Annotated in this window: 19 protein-coding genes and 1 tRNA gene; 14 read left to right on the top strand and 6 right to left on the bottom strand. The window is 33.3% G+C overall.

Annotated features, from left to right (window positions below):
• Nucleotides 1–48 precede the first annotated feature (48 nt).
• From idi to Y10_RS13165, 5 genes are all read left to right on the top strand, one after another.
• The gene (gene idi / locus Y10_RS13185) at nucleotides 49–591 is read left to right on the top strand and encodes an isopentenyl-diphosphate Delta-isomerase (RefSeq protein ID WP_281765875.1); all 543 of its coding nucleotides are present in this window, start codon (nucleotides 49–51) and stop codon (nucleotides 589–591) included.
• On the top strand, nucleotides 581–991 hold the full coding sequence (locus Y10_RS13180; protein ID WP_281765874.1) for a 6-pyruvoyl trahydropterin synthase family protein: 411 nt from the start codon (nucleotides 581–583) through the stop codon (nucleotides 989–991). The genes idi and Y10_RS13180 overlap by 11 nt, the downstream gene beginning before the upstream one ends.
• Before the next feature lie 20 nt (nucleotides 992–1,011).
• Nucleotides 1,012–1,977, top strand: coding sequence for a type I phosphomannose isomerase catalytic subunit (locus Y10_RS13175; protein WP_281766186.1), 966 nt, complete (start codon nucleotides 1,012–1,014; stop codon nucleotides 1,975–1,977).
• Nucleotides 1,978–1,993: 16 nt separating this feature from the next.
• Nucleotides 1,994–2,263 carry a hypothetical protein gene (locus Y10_RS13170; protein WP_281765873.1) on the top strand — a complete coding sequence of 90 codons (270 nt, stop codon included), beginning with the start codon at nucleotides 1,994–1,996 and terminating at the stop codon, nucleotides 2,261–2,263.
• A 96-nt stretch (nucleotides 2,264–2,359) separates the two neighbouring features.
• A tRNA-Thr gene (locus Y10_RS13165) sits at nucleotides 2,360–2,433 on the top strand.
• Between the two features lie 61 nt (nucleotides 2,434–2,494).
• Here Y10_RS13165 and Y10_RS13160 read toward each other — a convergent pair.
• Nucleotides 2,495–3,310 carry a 2,3,4,5-tetrahydropyridine-2,6-dicarboxylate N-succinyltransferase gene (locus Y10_RS13160; protein ID WP_281765872.1) on the bottom strand — a complete coding sequence of 272 codons (816 nt, stop codon included), beginning with the start codon at nucleotides 3,308–3,310 and terminating at the stop codon, nucleotides 2,495–2,497.
• Between the two features lie 107 nt (nucleotides 3,311–3,417).
• Here Y10_RS13160 and ruvX point away from each other — a divergent pair, with 107 nt between their 5' ends.
• The 3 genes from ruvX to Y10_RS13145 all read left to right on the top strand — a co-directional run bounded on the left by ruvX (nucleotide 3,418) and on the right by Y10_RS13145 (nucleotide 5,016).
• Nucleotides 3,418–3,831: a Holliday junction resolvase RuvX gene (gene ruvX, locus Y10_RS13155; protein WP_281765871.1), complete on the top strand. Its 414-nt coding sequence runs from the start codon at nucleotides 3,418–3,420 to the stop codon at nucleotides 3,829–3,831.
• 88 nt (nucleotides 3,832–3,919) lie between these two features.
• The gene (gene def, locus Y10_RS13150) at nucleotides 3,920–4,510 is read left to right on the top strand and encodes a peptide deformylase (protein WP_281765870.1); all 591 of its coding nucleotides are present in this window, start codon (nucleotides 3,920–3,922) and stop codon (nucleotides 4,508–4,510) included.
• Between the two features lie 53 nt (nucleotides 4,511–4,563).
• Entirely contained in the window at nucleotides 4,564–5,016 is a 453-nt protein-coding gene (locus tag Y10_RS13145; protein ID WP_281765869.1) for a DUF5606 family protein, read from the top strand.
• Nucleotides 5,017–5,066: 50 nt separating this feature from the next.
• On the opposite strand, the gene Y10_RS13140 is transcribed toward Y10_RS13145, so the two are convergent.
• The 3 genes from Y10_RS13140 to Y10_RS13130 form a co-directional block, all read right to left on the bottom strand.
• Nucleotides 5,067–6,269, bottom strand: a complete 1,203-nt coding sequence (locus Y10_RS13140) for a response regulator (RefSeq protein ID WP_281765868.1) — start codon at nucleotides 6,267–6,269, stop codon at nucleotides 5,067–5,069.
• Between the two features lie 276 nt (nucleotides 6,270–6,545).
• Nucleotides 6,546–7,784 carry a beta-ketoacyl-ACP synthase II gene (gene fabF, locus Y10_RS13135; protein WP_281765867.1) on the bottom strand — a complete coding sequence of 413 codons (1,239 nt, stop codon included), beginning with the start codon at nucleotides 7,782–7,784 and terminating at the stop codon, nucleotides 6,546–6,548.
• A 47-nt stretch (nucleotides 7,785–7,831) separates the two neighbouring features.
• Nucleotides 7,832–8,422 carry a TetR/AcrR family transcriptional regulator gene (locus Y10_RS13130; protein ID WP_281765866.1) on the bottom strand — a complete coding sequence of 197 codons (591 nt, stop codon included), beginning with the start codon at nucleotides 8,420–8,422 and terminating at the stop codon, nucleotides 7,832–7,834.
• Between the two features lie 160 nt (nucleotides 8,423–8,582).
• On the opposite strand from Y10_RS13130, the gene Y10_RS13125 reads away from it, so the two are divergent.
• Nucleotides 8,583–10,745: a TonB-dependent receptor gene (locus Y10_RS13125; protein ID WP_281765865.1), complete on the top strand. Its 2,163-nt coding sequence runs from the start codon at nucleotides 8,583–8,585 to the stop codon at nucleotides 10,743–10,745.
• Here the strand turns inward: Y10_RS13125 and Y10_RS13120 are convergent.
• Entirely contained in the window at nucleotides 10,740–11,603 is an 864-nt protein-coding gene (locus tag Y10_RS13120) for a bestrophin family protein (RefSeq protein WP_281765864.1), read from the bottom strand. The two genes, Y10_RS13125 and Y10_RS13120, sit on opposite strands and share 6 nt — an antisense overlap.
• 214 nt (nucleotides 11,604–11,817) lie before the next feature.
• On the opposite strand from Y10_RS13120, the gene Y10_RS13115 reads away from it, so the two are divergent.
• From Y10_RS13115 to Y10_RS13095, 5 genes are read left to right on the top strand one after another with little or no spacing between them, the layout of a single operon-like run.
• Entirely contained in the window at nucleotides 11,818–12,441 is a 624-nt protein-coding gene (locus Y10_RS13115) for a tetratricopeptide repeat protein (RefSeq protein WP_281765863.1), read from the top strand.
• 3 nt (nucleotides 12,442–12,444) lie between these two features.
• Nucleotides 12,445–13,797, top strand: a complete 1,353-nt coding sequence (locus Y10_RS13110; RefSeq protein WP_281765862.1) for a 2TM domain-containing protein — start codon at nucleotides 12,445–12,447, stop codon at nucleotides 13,795–13,797.
• Nucleotides 13,798–13,805: 8 nt separating this feature from the next.
• The gene (locus tag Y10_RS13105; RefSeq protein WP_281765861.1) at nucleotides 13,806–14,108 is read left to right on the top strand and encodes a 2TM domain-containing protein; all 303 of its coding nucleotides are present in this window, start codon (nucleotides 13,806–13,808) and stop codon (nucleotides 14,106–14,108) included.
• Nucleotides 14,086–14,421 carry a 2TM domain-containing protein gene (locus Y10_RS13100; protein ID WP_281765860.1) on the top strand — a complete coding sequence of 112 codons (336 nt, stop codon included), beginning with the start codon at nucleotides 14,086–14,088 and terminating at the stop codon, nucleotides 14,419–14,421. Before Y10_RS13105 ends, Y10_RS13100 begins: the two co-directional genes overlap by 23 nt.
• Before the next feature lie 16 nt (nucleotides 14,422–14,437).
• Nucleotides 14,438–15,193, top strand: coding sequence for a LytR/AlgR family response regulator transcription factor (locus tag Y10_RS13095; RefSeq protein ID WP_281765859.1), 756 nt, complete (start codon nucleotides 14,438–14,440; stop codon nucleotides 15,191–15,193).
• Here the strand turns inward: Y10_RS13095 and Y10_RS13090 are convergent.
• On the bottom strand, nucleotides 15,190–16,380 hold the full coding sequence (locus tag Y10_RS13090) for an LETM1-related biofilm-associated protein (protein WP_281765858.1): 1,191 nt from the start codon (nucleotides 16,378–16,380) through the stop codon (nucleotides 15,190–15,192). The two genes, Y10_RS13095 and Y10_RS13090, sit on opposite strands and share 4 nt — an antisense overlap.
• Between the last annotated feature and the right edge of the window lie 8 nt (nucleotides 16,381–16,388).

The following is a 16,388-nucleotide window of genomic DNA, read 5'->3' as shown; positions in this document are numbered from 1 at the left end:
TGAAATGCAATCGCTATTTTGTAGATTTGCTGAGATTGAAACTACTTTATGAAAGAAGAAAAACTAATTTTAGTTAACGAAAAAGATGAGCCTATTGGATTAATGCCGAAAATGGAAGCCCATGAAAAAGGATTACTACACAGAGCTTTTTCGGTATTTATTATGAATGATAAGGGAGAAACCATGTTACAGCGTAGAGCCTTACATAAATATCATTCACCAGGGTTATGGACCAATACTTGTTGTAGCCACCAAAGAGAAGGAGAAACTAACATAGCGGCAGGAAAACGCCGTATGATGGAAGAAATGGGGTTTGTAACAGAAGAGTTAACAGATATTTTTTCTTTTATATATAAAGCACCTTTTGATAATGGATTAACCGAGCATGAGTTTGACCATGTATTAATAGGTTACCACAAAGGGGAAGAACCAAATATAAACCCAGAGGAGGTAGCAGAGTGGAAGTGGATGTCTTTGAATGATATAAAACTAGATATAGCTGCTAATCCGGATATTTATACCGAGTGGTTTAAAATTATTTTTGATAAGTTTTATCATTTTTTACCCAATACCTTTACGCATGAAGACTAGAGTTAGCAGAAAAGCACATTTTAATGCAGCTCACCGATTGCACAATCCTAAATGGTCTGCAGAAAAAAATCGTGAAATATTTGGGAAATGTAATAACCCAAATTATCATGGCCATAATTACGACCTTGTTGTACATGTTACCGGAGAGATAGACCCAGAGACTGGGTTTGTAATGGATATGAAAGTGTTAAAAACACTTATTTATGAGCATGTAGAAATGGCTTTTGACCATAAAAACCTTAATTTAGATGTTCAGGAGTTTGCAAATACAAACCCTACGGCAGAAAACATAGCCATTGTTATTTACAATAAATTAAGACCTTATATTAAGAAAGAGTTAGATTTACAGGTTACCTTGTATGAAACACCAAGAAACTTTGTAAGTTACCCGTTTAAATAATTAATCAACATATCATGAGTTTGTATCCATTTAAATTTCATCCTATACTAAAAGAACGTTTATGGGGTGGTACTAAGCTAAATACCGTTTTAGGAAAACCTATTGTAACAGATATTACCGGAGAGAGCTGGGAATTGTCTGCCGTGCCTGGAGATATTTCTGAGGTTTCTAACGGACCATTAGGTAATACTTCTTTGCAGGTGTTAATAGACGAATATAAAGGAGAATTGCTTGGTAATAAAGTATATGAAAGATTTGGCGCAGAGTTTCCTATTCTTATCAAGTTTATAGATGCAAAGCAAGATCTATCTATACAAGTACATCCTAACGATGAATTGGCTAAAGAGCGTCACAACTCTTTTGGTAAAACGGAAATGTGGTACATTATGCAGGCAGATGAAGGATCTGAACTGATTGTTGGTTTTAATAAAGATGTTACCAAAGAAGAATACCAAGAGCATTTAGATAATAATACCGTTACCGATTTAATGAATTATGAAAAGGTTAAAGAAGGGGATACCTTTTTTATTAATACCGGAAAAATTCATGCTATTGGAGCAGGTATTATGTTAGCAGAAATTCAACAAACTTCTGATATTACCTATCGTGTGTACGATTTTAACCGTAAAGATAAAGAGGGTAATTTACGTGAGTTACACACAGAAATGGCACTAGATGCTATTGATTATGAAAAGAAAGATGATTTTAAAGTTAGTTATACCAACGAGCCTAACACCTGTGGTGCTATGGTTGATTGCCCTTACTTTACAACTAACTACTGGAACATTACAGAAAAAACAATTATAGATGTAACAGAAAGAGATTCTTTTACCATTTTTATGTGTACAAAAGGAGCTGCTACAATTAGCACACCAGCAGGTACTGTAGAAATTAAAAAGGGAGAAACTGTTTTGTTACCTGCAAATTCTAAAGAAATTACCATTTCTGAAGGAGATGTAGAATTACTAGAAGTGTATATATCATAACATTAATATAAAAGCTATGGCAAGCATAAAAGATTTAAAAAAGGATATCAATTATGTATTAGGAGATATCATTGGAGCGGTAACAGAGTGGCAAGAAGGAGCTAGCAAAGAAGAGGCTGCTAAGGGAGAAGCAATTGTTGATGAGGTAATTACCGTTTTTGACGATTTAATGGCAAAAGTAAATGCGAAGCCTGAAACTACAAAAAAAGAGCATTTTCAAGCAATTAGAGCTGAATTAGAAACAAAAGCAACGGCTTTAGTTGAAAAAGTAAATGCATTACCGTAAATAATCTCATTACTAAATACTTGAGATTTTTTTGAGTAAAAAATTATAAAAAATGGTTGCAGATATAAAAAACAAATTTATATTTGCAGCCGCAATGCCGATGTAGCTCAGCTGGCTAGAGCAGCTGATTTGTAATCAGCAGGTCGTGGGTTCGAGTCCCTCTATCGGCTCAATAAAAAAAGCGCTTATCATTAGATAAGCGCTTTTTTGTTTTATAAACTTTCTGTAAAGTTATACAGCAACATTGTACTCTCTTAAAGCATCGTTTAAAGATGTTTTAAGGTCGGTAGAAGCTTTTCTTTTACCAATAATTAAAGCACATGGCACATTGAAAGAGCCTGCTGCAAATTCTTTAGTATAGCTACCAGGAATAACTACTGAACGCTCAGGTACAATACCTTTCATTTCTACAGGTTCGTCTCCGGTAACGTCAATAATTTTTGTAGAAGCAGTTAAAACTACATTAGCCCCTAAAACAGCTTCTTTTTCTACGCGTACACCTTCTACAACAATACATCTAGAACCAATAAAAGCATTGTCTTCTATAATAACAGGAGCCGCTTGTAAAGGCTCTAATACACCACCAATACCAACACCACCGCTTAAGTGAACGTTTTTACCAATTTGTGCACAGCTACCTACAGTAGCCCAAGTATCTACCATTGTACCTTCATCTACGTAAGCACCAATGTTAACATAGCTAGGCATCATAATAACACCAGATGAAATATAAGCACCGTGGCGAGCAACAGCATTAGGTACAACGCGTATTCCTTTTGCTTTATAATCTTTTTTCAACGGAATTTTATCGTGGTATTCAAAAATTCCAGCTTCTAAGGTTTCCATTTTCTGAATAGGGAAATAAAGCACTACTGCTTTTTTAACCCATTCGTTCACCTGCCATCCGTTTTCGGTTGGCTCTGCTACACGTAATTTACCAGCATCTAATAAATCTACTACTTCTCTAATAGTACTAATGGTTTTCTCATCAGTAAGAAGTGAACGATCTTCCCAGGCTTTTTCAATAACCTCTTGCAAATCTTTCATTTGGGTTTCAAATTTTTGTTACGGCTGTAAAGATAAAACCTTCTTAAGAAAAAAGGGCAGAATTTTACAGGTATCACATTTTAGGTTATTTTTGCAAAAAAAATTGAATGGCACGCATCTTAGCAATTGATTACGGAACTAAAAGAACAGGGTTGGCAGTAACCGATGAACTACAAATAATAGCATCGGGTTTAACTACGGTTGATACTCCTAAACTTCTGTTGTTTTTAAAAGACTATTGTGAAAAGGAAAACGTAGCTACTATAGTTGTTGGCGAGCCGAAACAAATGAATAATGAAGCTTCGGAAAGTGAAGTACATATTCAGGCATTTTTAAAAAAGCTATCAGAAACTATTCCGCATATTCCTGTAGAGCGTGTAGATGAGCGTTTTACCTCTAAAATAGCCTTTCAATCTATGATTACCGGTGGATTAAAGAAAAAGCAACGTGCTAATAAGGCCTTGATAGATGAAATATCTGCCACAATTATTTTGCAAACGTATTTAGATGGTAAAAAGTAACGTACTTGTATTAATCTTTGTAGTTTTGCAGCAATTATAACAGGACCTACCGTCTTGATTAATAGAATTAAACCCAAAAAGAAGGAAAATGATATTACCAATTGTAGCCTATGGCGATCCGGTTTTAAGAAAAGAAGCTAAAGAAATAAGCGCTGAATATCCTAATTTACAAGATTTAATAGCAAATATGTTTGAAACAATGTATTCTGCTAGTGGAGTAGGTATAGCAGCACCTCAAGTTGGGTTAGCAATACGTCTATTTGTTATTGATGCTTCTCCTTTTGCAGAAGATGAAGAACTAACAGATAAAGAAAGAGAAGTGTTAACCGACTTTAAGAAAGTTTTTATTAACGCTAAGATTTTGGAAGAAACAGGTGATGAATGGGGATTCTCTGAAGGTTGTTTAAGTATACCAGATATACGTGAAGATGTATTTAGACCCGAAACTGTAAAGATTGAATATTACGATGAAAACTTCAACAAACATGTGGAAGAATATGATGGTTTAGCAGCAAGAGTTATTCAGCATGAGTATGATCATATTGAAGGAATTTTGTTTACAGATAAACTATCTTCTCTAAAAAAACGTTTATTAAAAGGTAAATTGGCAAATATTAGTAAGGGAAAAGTGAAAATTGATTACAGAATGCGTTTTCCTGATGCAAAAAAAGCCCGTTAATTTTTTTGTTTCCTTAAAAAATAGAATATTTGCCCCTCAAAAATTGAAAGTATATGAGTTTAGATAAAATTGTAGCGATAGCTGGTAAGCCGGGATTATACGAATTGAAAACACAAACACGTACAGGTTTTGTGGCTTCATCATTATTAGATGGAAAAAAAATAACAGTAGGTATGCGTAGTAATGTAAGCGTACTTTCTGAAATTGCTATATACACTTTAACTGAAGAAATGCCACTTAGAGAGGTATTTGCCAAAATTCAGGAAAAAGAAGAAGGTAAAGAAACCAGTATAGGACACAAAGAATCTAAAGATAAACTAGAGGAGTACTTTTTTGGAGTATTACCAGATTATGATGAAGATAGAGTGTACCCTAGTGATATTAAAAAAGTTATTCAATGGTATAACTTATTAATAAAAAATGGTTTTACCGATTTTTCTGAGCCAGAAGCTCAAACAGAAGAAGCAGTAGAAGAAACTAAAGAAGATGTTTCTGAAGAAAAATAAAATAAAAAAATCCGGTCATGAGCCGGATTTTTTTTGAAATCAATCTATTACTAAACTTCCTGTAATTCAACCATGTTAACTTTCTTAACATGCGCCTTTGTTGAATATTTTTTGCCTCTGTATTTGAAGGCTATTTCTGCTAATTGTATAATAATTTTAAATGAATCTTTCATCGATAATTTAGAGCCATCTGCATGTATCCATCTTTTTAATGGTTGTTCACAGATATAAGTTTCAGCGGTAGCTCCAAAGTGTTTTTTCATTCTCATGAATATTTCAACATCAAACAACCATTTGGTTACAAACTTTTGTTGAAATGCTATTTTAATAATATCCTTGTCCATAATCTTAGCACCACATTGCGTGTCTTTAAAGTTCATGCCCAAGATTTTTCTAATAATGTAATTAATAGATAAGCTTATAATTTGTCTTGCAGATTGTTTTGTAATGTCTGCCCCCATTCTAGCAATTCTAGAACCACTTACTATTTTAAATTGAGTAGATTCAATAGTAGTTACCAAATCATCAAAATCTTTTAAATCTGTAGATAAATCAGCATCTAAAAATCCTATATAATCTAAATCTTCCATTTCTGCCATGTATAACATACCGCGTCTTACGGCTTCTGCTTTTCCTCCATTTTTTTCGCAGTTGTACACAGAAATGAAATCTTCTCTTCCTTTTCTTAAACTGTGTAATACCTTTAGTGTATTGTCTTTACTACCATCATTAACAAAGCATAAATGGTAACCTGAGTTTCTATCTACGAAATCTAAAAATTCATCAGATAAAATTCTTTCCTCCTCATTGTAGCATGGTATTACTACACCCACGCATCTTTTTTGTATGATGGTAGAGGTAGATTTGCTACCCTCATTAGCAATAGAATTAACGCCTTGACCTATTAATCTTTTAACTCTGGCGCAAACTTCATCTAAACTTAACGGCTTTTTCATGTAATCCTCAACTCCTAAGTCAAATGCCTTTACAATTAAGTCGTCATCTGTATTACCAGATAAAACCATAATTGGTGTTGTATCTCCTTTAATATTCCTGATGTATTTGATAATATCTATACCGGTTATGGTTGGCATATTAATATCTACAATTACTAAATCTGGTAAAAAAGTTTCATAAACTTCGATTGCTTCAACTGAAGATACCAAGGATTTTACATCATATCCTAGTTCCTTTAATCTCTTTTCTAAAGGCAAAATCACTAATTGTTGATCGTCAATGGCTAAAATTTTCATGAGTCTACGTTTTAATGGTTGAATTATTAAGTTTAAATAGCGATGATTTCTGGTGTAAAACTACAATATGTAATTGGTAATTAGTATGTTATTAAGGGTGTATGCTTTTTTGTGTAGTTGAATGAAAGAAAATTGTAGACGAATGGTTTTTATGCGCTTTGGTGTTTCGGTGAATGGTAAAATTTTACAATACTTTGTAAAGGGATATTTATTTAATAAGAAAAGCCTCCGTAATAGTACGGAGGCTTCGTTATAATTATTTATATGTAAAGAAACTTATACTTCTTTAAATAATACGGTAGAGTTATGACCACCAAAACCAAAAGCGTTACTCATGGCATAGGTTACTTGTTTCTCTAATGCTTCATTAGCCACTATAGATAAGTTTTTAGGAATATTTTCATCTTGCTCATTCAGGTTAATGGTAGGAGGCACAATATTATGGTTGATAGATTTAATTGCTAAAATTGCCTCAATGGCTCCTGCAGCTCCCATTAAGTGGCCTGTCATGGACTTAGTTGCACTAATACTTAAATTTTCAGCATTTACAAAAGTTTTAGCGGTAGCATTTAGCTCGGCTAAATCGCCCAAGTTAGTAGAAGTAGCGTGTACATTTAAGTAGTCTACTTGTTCAGGGTTTACTTGCGCTTCTTTAAGGGTGTTTAGCATACATCTTGAAGCACCTAAACCTTCAGGGTGTGGAGAAGTCATGTGATATGCGTCGGCAGTCATAGAAGAACCTACCACCTCAGCATAAATGTGGGCACCACGTTTTTTAGCATGTTCATATTCTTCTAATACTAGAGCACCAGCACCTTCACCCATTACAAAACCGTCACGTTCTTTATCAAAAGGCCTACTTGCGTTTGTAGGATCATCATTTCTGGTAGACATAGCTTTTAAAGCAGAGAAACCACCAATACAAGCTGGTGTAATACTAGCTTCAGAACCTCCTGTAATAAACATTTTAGCTTTACCAAACTTTATGTAGTTATAGGCATCCATAATAGCTGTATTAGACGTAGCACATGCAGATACAGGTGTATAGTTAATACCTCTTAGTCCAAATTTCATAGAAATCATACCAGAAGCCATATTCACTAAAATCTTAGGAATAAAGAAGGGATTAAATCTAGGGTTATAATCTTGTTTTACAAAGTTGTCAAATTCATCTTCAAAGGTTTTCATACCACCTTGACCGGTACCCCAAATAACACCAAAGTCAAAAGGATCAATGGTAGCCAAATCAATACCACAATCTTGTATAGCCTCTGTAGCTGCATAAAGAGCGTACTGAGTGTAAAGGTCACCTCTTTTAATATCATTTCTGTTAAGATGAACTGTAGGGTCAAAATCTTTTAATTCACAAGCAATCTGGGTTCTGAATCGCTCGCTATCAAAATATGAAATTTTAGCTGCACCACTAGTACCTTTAATACTATTCTGCCAAAATTCATCTGCTGTTTTTCCTATTGGGGTTAAGGCTCCCAGTCCTGTTACTACAACTCTTGTCATGTTGGGTTTAATTAAAATGAAATGTATTTTTATGTAAGCTTTCCGTATTACAATAAAATTGCGTTAATACGGTCTCTTAAAATATTTAAATTACTGTGTATTGGTTTTGGGTTGTTCAATGTTTTTGATAGTAGTATGCTGCCTTCTACAATAGCAACAAAAAATAGTGCAAATTCAGTAGGGTTAGTGTCTGGTTTTATTTCTCCAGATTCGAGCCCTAGCAGCACCAATTTCTCTGTGCCGTGTATCCAGTTTTTAAATTTGTCTTGTACAATTTTAAAAAGTTCTGGGTTGGTATCGTCTGTTTCTATAGCGCTGTTCATGTAAGAGCATCCTCCGTATTGTAACACTTCTGGCGCTACGTTTTCAAAAACCTCTAAGTATGCAGAAAATTTTTCTTTTACAGTCGAAACTTCATCAATTCTAGACTCAATTTTTTGGTTTAACTGATTGATGTTGTATTCTAAAGCAGCTATAGTAAGCGCTTCTTTATCAGGAAAGTTGCCGTAAATAGCACCTTTAGTAAGTCCGGTGGCTTTTGTAATATCTGCCATACTGGTGGCATAATATCCTTTTTTATTAAATACCGGCGCGGTACGCTCTATAATATGCTTTCTTGTTTTCTCTGCCTTGTTCATACATTCACTATATCACGGGGTCAAAAATATACCAATCGGTATATTTTGGCAAGATAAAAGCAATAATTAACATTTCAGTCATGCCAATTTACAGTTCGGTACTTCCTTTTTTAGTAACTGCCAAGAAAATTAAAAGTTTGCAGTGTTAAAAAAATCAATCATGAGAACAGTTATTACCTTATCAATTTTATTAATTACCTTAATAGTAGGTACCTTAAATGCTCAAACTACTATTAACGGTACCGTTACCGATCATAAGAACATACCTATACCGGGAGCAAATGTATATCTGGAAGGAACTTATGATGGTGCAACCAGTACTAATGATGGAACCTTTTCCTTTACCACAACGGAAACAGGGGTACAGAAATTAGTGATTTCCTTTATGGCTTTTGAAACTTTTGAAATATCTAAAGAGGTAACAGAAATGAAAGATCTTAAAATAGTTTTAAAGGAAGAGATTAATACACTAACAGGGGTAACCCTTACAGCAGGTACGTTTGAAGCAGGAGACAATGCGAAAGTAACAGCGCTAAAACCATTGGATATTGTGACTACTGCTGGGGCAGTAGGAGATGTGGTAGGTGCTTTACAAACACTACCTGGTACCACTACCGTATCTGAAGACGGCCGTTTATTTGTAAGGGGAGGAGAGGCAGAAGAAACTCAAATTTTTATTGACGGTATTCGCGTATTTACACCTTATAATGTTGCACCAAATAATTCGCCTACAAGAGGTAGATACTCACCATTTTTATTTAACGGAACTACCTTTTCTACGGGGGGATATTCAGCAGAATATGGTGAGGCTTTATCTAGTGTGCTATTACTTTCTACTATAAACGAGCCCGATCAGGAAAAAACAGATCTTTCTATTATGAGTATAGGAGGAGGTATTGGAAACACTCAAATTTTTGGTAAAAATTCAATTAGTGTAAATGCTTCTTACATGAATTTACAGCCTTATTTAGAATTGTTTCCTGATAGAAATGAATGGGAAAAGCCCTATGTTGGAGCTTCTGGAGAAGCGGTTTACAGACATAAGTTTGACGATGGATTGTTAAAGTTTTATACGGCTTTTGAGTATACTAATTTTGTGGTAAAACAGCGTAACATAAATTATGATGATAGAGTGCGTTATGATTTAACCAATAGAAATTTATATAATAACCTTTCTTATAAAGGTGCTCTTAAGAATGATTGGATATTAAGCGCTGGGGCTAGTTTGAGCTTTACTAAGAACGACTTTAATATTATTACTGATGAAATAGATCAAAATGATGTTTCGTATCATGTAAAAGCTAGTCTTAAGAAAAAATTCTCTAAACATGTAAGATTAAATACAGGTGCTGAGTTTTTCTCTACCAGTTACACACAAGATTTTAAAGATGTTTCAAACTTTACATTTACTAATAAAGTACAACGTGAGCTACCCGCTGTATACACAGAAACAGATATTTATTTTACCAATAACTTAGCTTTAAAGACTGGTTTACGTGGCTCATACGATTCTGGGTCAGACGAGGTTTTAATATCTCCAAGAACTTCTTTAGCATACAAGTCTGGTAAGAATAGTCAGGTATCTTTAGCATATGGAGATTTTTACCAAACAGCAGCTACTAATTATGTACAATATGCACAAACGTTAAAACCACAACGTGCACAACACTATATAGCCAACTATCAATACACTAATAACGGTCAAATTTTTAGAGCAGAAGCGTATTATAAAGACTATGCAGATTTAATTAAATACAATACGTTGCGACCAGAATACAATAGTGTGTATAACAACAATGGTAAGGGGTACGCTTCTGGGCTAGATATATTTTGGAGAGATGAAAAATCTTTTAAAAATGTTGATTATTGGGTAAGTTACTCATATTTAGATACCAAACGTGATTTTAGGAATTATGAGGCAGAAGTAATGCCCAACTTTGCAGCTAAACATAACTTATCGGTAGTAGGAAAGTACTGGAACGGCGATTTAAAAAGTCAATTTGGAATTACGTATAGTTTTACTTCGGGGCGTCCTTACGACAATCCTAATACGGATAGTTTTATGGCAGAAAAAACAAAATCGTATCATAATGTTGGGCTTAATTGGGCGTATTTAATAGATCAGCAAAAAATATTATTTGTTTCAGTTACCAATCCTTTAGGAATTAAAAATGTGAGTGGCTACCAATATGCAGACACACCTAACATGAATGGCGTATACGACCGTATGACGGTAAGACCAAATGCAGATAGTTTTATTTTCGTAGGTTTCTTCTGGACATTTAGTGATGATAAAAAGAGCAATCAGTTAGATAACTTATAAAATTTCAGCTACATGCTTTTTTATATTTGCAGCGATCTTCCTAGTAGGAAGATCGTTTGCGTCATCCCCAAACGGATCTTCAATTTCTTCAGCAATAAGTTCTAAACTAGCCAATACATAAAATATAAATACTACTACAGGTATAACATAGTATCCTAAGCTAAATACATAACCAAAAGGCAATGTCATAACATAAAAAAAGATGAATTTTTTGATAAACGAACTATAAGAAAACGGGATAGGTGTATTTTTAATACGTTCGCAAGCGCCACAAATATCGGTAAACGATTGTAACTCGGCATTTAAAACAATTAGCTGGTCACCCGTAATTTTCTTTTCAAGATATAAATCGTTCACTCTCTGCATTATTATTTTGGCTACCTGATTGGGTCTGTGATGATCTTTTTTAATTGGTATAATATATTCTTCGTCTAATTGATGTTCTGTAGTTTCATCGTTTAAATGCTTTTGTAGCATATGGGCATAGGTAGCAATAGCTTGTCTAAAAAACTTTCGGTCTTGATCTTCGGTTAGCATGGCCGATAATTTAATAGCTAAATTTCTACTATTATTTACAAGTGCACCCCAATGTTTGCGCCCTTCCCACCAACGGTCATAAGCAGTGTTGGTTCTAAAAACCAATAGTAATGAAATAACAAAACTTAATACACTATGCATAATAGTGATATTCTTCACATGACTTTGGTCGCTTAACTTCCAATATTCAATTTCTAAAAAGGCAACAATAAAAGAATACACTGCAATTACCAACATAAGTGATAACAGTTTTCTAAAGGTATCGGCTTTATGAAATTTAAAAATAAAAGTAATCCAGTCTTTTGGGTTGTACGAAACCATAGTATCATGTTTGTTGTAAATTACGTTATAAAAATGGTTTTTAACAAGCTTCTTTTTTTGGTTATATCTTTAAAAACCACAGTTTACATGAAGATATTTACTAGTTGAGATGAATATTTACAATTCGGTAGTGATTATTTACAGTTCGGTAAGGCAGTTTTTCAAGAGAAGTGTGCTAGTAGTAGTTTTACCATGTAATTAAAAAATAACAACCATGAAACAAGTAACAACGCTTTTGATTTTATTTATCACCTTAACCGGATTTTCTCAAACTGCTTATGAAAAAGGAATGAATAAAGCCTTTGCAACGTGGGGAGAAGGCAACTCTGTAGAAGCCTCTAATCTATTTGAAAGAATTAGTAAGGCTGAAAAAGATAACTGGATACCTTTGTATTATGTAGCACAGGTTAACATTTTGCATTCTTTTGGTGAAAAAGACAAAACGCAATTACAATTGAAATTAGACAAAGCAAAAGAGGCTTTGGAAAAGGCTAAAGAGCTATCACCAGATAATGCAGAGCTATTAGTATTAGAGGCTTTACATAATACCGCCTGGATTGCCTTTGACGGAGCTACATACGGAATGACATTAGGCGGACCTACTACCGAAATTTATAATAAAGCAGTAGCTTTAGCACCAGATAACCCAAGAGTAGTATATTGTTTTGCTGAATGGAATATGGGAATGGCTAGCTATTTTGGTAAAGATACTACTCCCTATTGTAATGATATGAAGAAAGCCATTGAACTTTTTAGTACATTTAAAAATGAAACCTTGTTTTATCCGTCTTGGGGATTAGATAGAGCAGAACAATTATATAAAAACTGTAACCAGTAATAAATGAAATCTAGAAGTATTTTAAAAACGTTTTTAACAGGGCTATTAATTGGAAGTGTGCTTGCAATAGTAATTACTTTAATTAATGTGCTTAATGGAGATACCATTGAATTTAATACAGACTTTGCTAAAAACATTGCCATATTCTTGTTATACTCAGAAGTACTTCTTTTTATGAACGGTTATTACTTTGACTTTTATAATAGTAAAGTAACCATAGGTAAACAAAACCCTGTAGTGAGAGTGCTTTTAGGAGCTTTTGGTGGAGTAATAGTTACTATGATAGGTGTTTTTGCCTTACGAGTATTTACCAGAATGGTTTTAGACGGGGTTACTTGGCAGCATTTTATGGCTACTGAAAAGGCTAAAGATTATACCTATAGCTTAATTATAACAGCTTTTGTAACCATTGTTTACCATGCTATTTACTTTTATAGAGAGTTACAAAAAAATAAAATTAAAGAACAGAAAATTATTGCAGGTACAGCATCGGCACAGTTTGATGCTTTAAAAAACCAATTAGATCCTCATTTTTTGTTTAATAGTTTAAATGTTCTTACAAGTTTAATTGAAGAGAACCCTTATGCGGCACAAAAGTTTACTACTTCTTTATCTAAAGTATATAGATATGTTTTAGAGCAAAAAAATAAAGAGTTAGTTACAGTAGATGAAGAACTTAAATTTGCTAGAACTTTTGTGAACCTCTTAAAAATGCGTTTTGAAGACAGTATTGTTTTTGATATACCAGACACAGCTAGTAACCCAGAGGCAATGGTAGTGCCGCTATCGTTACAGTTATTATTAGAGAATGCTGTAAAACATAATATGGTTACTCCACAAAAACCATTGCGTGTAGAAATTTTTGAGAAAGACGGTAATTTAATGGTTAGGAATAATTTGCAACCTAAAGCCGTAGTAAAGAAAAGTAGTGGGGTTGGATTAAGAAACATACAACAACGCTACGCTATTTTAACTAATAGGGCAGTGGTTATAGAAAAGTCAGAATCTACTTTTCAGGTAACCTTACCCATGCTTACAAAAAGAGTTTCGGTAAACAACATGAAATCAACAGCAGAATTAAAACAAGATAATGCCTACGCTAGGGCACGTAAAAAAGTAGAAGATTTAAAAGAGCTATATACTAGTTTGGCTTCGTACTGTATTGTAATCCCATTTTTAATATTTATAAACTATAGAAGTTCTTGGGATTTTCAATGGTTTTGGTTTCCTGCCCTTGGTTGGGGTATGGGATTGGGTCTTCAGGCTTTTAAGGTTTATGGTCCCGGAGGAAACTGGGAGGATCGTAAAATAAAAGAGTACATGGAAAGAGATAGAAAAACATCTAACTGGAAATAAGAAAAGTAATGGAAGAATATAACGAGCAAGAAGCCTATTATCAGGCAAAAAAGAGAGTAGAAGAATTAAAAGGATTTTATTGGAATGTGTTTTCTTATATAATGGTAATTCCTTTTTTAATTTTTATAAATTATATGACCTACTGGGATTTTAAATGGTTTTGGTTTCCTATGTTTGGTTGGGGTATTGGCCTTACGTTTCATGCATTATCTGTATTTTACAGAGGTAGATTTTTTGGAAAAGAGTGGGAACAACGTAAGATGGAAGAGTTTTTAGATAAAGAAAAAAATGAGAGAAGACGCTATGAATAAGTACGATAATTATGAAGAGAACGAGGCTTACGTAAGGGCTAAAACCAGAGTACAAAAAATTAAGGCTTTTTATGTACACCTTTCGGTTTATGTGATCATTAATATATTTTTATTAGCACTTATTGTTTTTTCTGGTGGTGGTATAAAGGTTTTAGGAGAATTTAATACTTGGTCTACCGCTTTTTTCTGGGGAATTGGAGTTGCTTTTCATGCCTTCGGAGTATTTGGAAAACAAGTAATGTTTAATAAAGAGTGGGAGGATAGAAAAATGAAGGAGTTCTTAGATAAAGAGAATAAACAAAATTGGAAATAATAAAATAACCTAATTAATGAACGTTTTAATTATAGAAGATGAAAAGCCTGCCGCAAGAAGATTGTCTAGAATGTTGGCAGAATTAGGTGTTGAGGTTTCTGAAATGCTGCATTCTGTAGAAGAGTCTTTAGAATGGTTTCAGAATAACGAACATCCAGATTTAATATTTTTAGATATTCAGTTGTCTGATGGACTTTCTTTTGAAATTTTTGAACAGATTGATATTCAAAGTGCAATTATTTTTACAACGGCTTATGATGAGTACGCACTGAAGGCTTTTAAATTAAATAGTATAGATTATTTACTAAAGCCTATTGACGATGAAGAGTTAGAGGCAGCGGTGAAAAAATTTAAAATGCGTGTACCCGAAAAGCAACAACTAACGGTTGATTTTAATGAAATTAAAAAGCTTTTGGTAAACCCAATAGACCGTACTTATAAAAAGAGGTTTACAGTTAAAATAGGACAGCATTTAAAAATGATTCCTATTGAAGAAATTGAAGTTTTTTATAGTGAAAATAAGGGGACTTATGCGGCAACTATTGAGGGTAGAAGCTATTTGTTAGAAACTACTTTAGAAGATTTACAAAACGATTTACAACCAGAAATGTTTTTTAGAGTAAGCCGTAAATTTTATATTAATATTAATGCTATTAAAGACATTATATCTTATACCAATTCAAGACTGCAATTGAAGTTACACAACTTTAACGATTTTGAAATTATTGTAAGTAGAGAGCGTGTAAAGGAATTTAAAGATTGGTTGGGTTAACGTATTCTATTATCGTCAAAAGCAGAGGGTAATAGTTTTGGTATAAACTTAATTAATAGGGGGAGTAATACGCTTCCACCAGGTAATATAAATATAGCTAATGAAGGAATGGCTTTGCAAATGTCTAGAAGCTGTTCCTTTACTTTTTGTTTTTCTTCAGTGTTTAATTCTCTGGCAGTACTTTGCGATAATAATATAACTAGTTCTTTACTTTGAGATAGCTCTAACAATAAGCGTTTGCTATTTCTTAAAATCAGTTTTTTTACCATTACGGACGAATTGTCGTAAAAGTTTTTCACCGGATTAGTGTTACTTAGGTACTTTAATTCTTCTTTGTGAGAGGCAAAAAAATCGTATACTTTTAAAATCGAATTATTAATCAGGTCATTAGCAATATGTAAATCATGGCCTAGTTTTTTGATATAATCAATTTCAGAGATTTCCAGATTTTTATCGTCCCACACTGTCATGCAGGTAATATCTAGCAAATACCTTTTTTCTAACTCATTGTGCAACAAGTCAAGATGCTCTTCGTAGGTGAGTTTAGGATTTTCGTAATGTTCATGATACCTCAAGGAAGACTCTAGTAACTTCAATAATTGCTTATCATAAGATGTTTTATGCTTTTTAGAAGAAATTGTGGTTATCACTACATTTTCAATAACTGTTTCAATATTTCTTATGTATTCAATACTACTAAAATTAGGGTCTTCCAGATAACTTTTAAATGCCAATACATCTGTATATAGTAATGTATTGGTAAGTACACTACTAAAGTTTTTAGTGAGTATATTACTGTCAAAAAGTATACGTTTGGCAATTATTTTTTCAAGTTGTGCCGCATTTTTTTTCCCTCCAAAAAAATCTGGTAAAAAGCTAGAAGCATCAGCTTTAATAACTTCATAAAAATCTATACTGGTTTCAATAAATTGTTCAACGGTATTACTTGGATACTTGTGGTAATAAATATTAAACAAAGAAGCAAATAAATTAATTTTTGTCATTTCCTGATCGGAAAGTACAGCATCTTCAAAAACATCATTTACACAGTGTACACTAGCGCCATAAATGAAACCACAAGATTTTAATTCTTCATAAAAGTCTAGAACACTAATACTTTTGATTGTGTTTATTTCATGAGTAGAATTAAAAAATTTATGTATCCAACCGGATGTCGAGGGGTTCATGAGCTATA

Origin of the sequence: Neptunitalea lumnitzerae (assembly GCF_027924185.1) — a bacterium.
Taxonomy (GTDB): Bacteria; Bacteroidota; Bacteroidia; order Flavobacteriales; family Flavobacteriaceae; genus Neptunitalea; species Neptunitalea lumnitzerae.
Note: the sequence above shows the minus strand (reverse complement) of the source record. Positions and strands in the feature narration are given on the sequence as shown.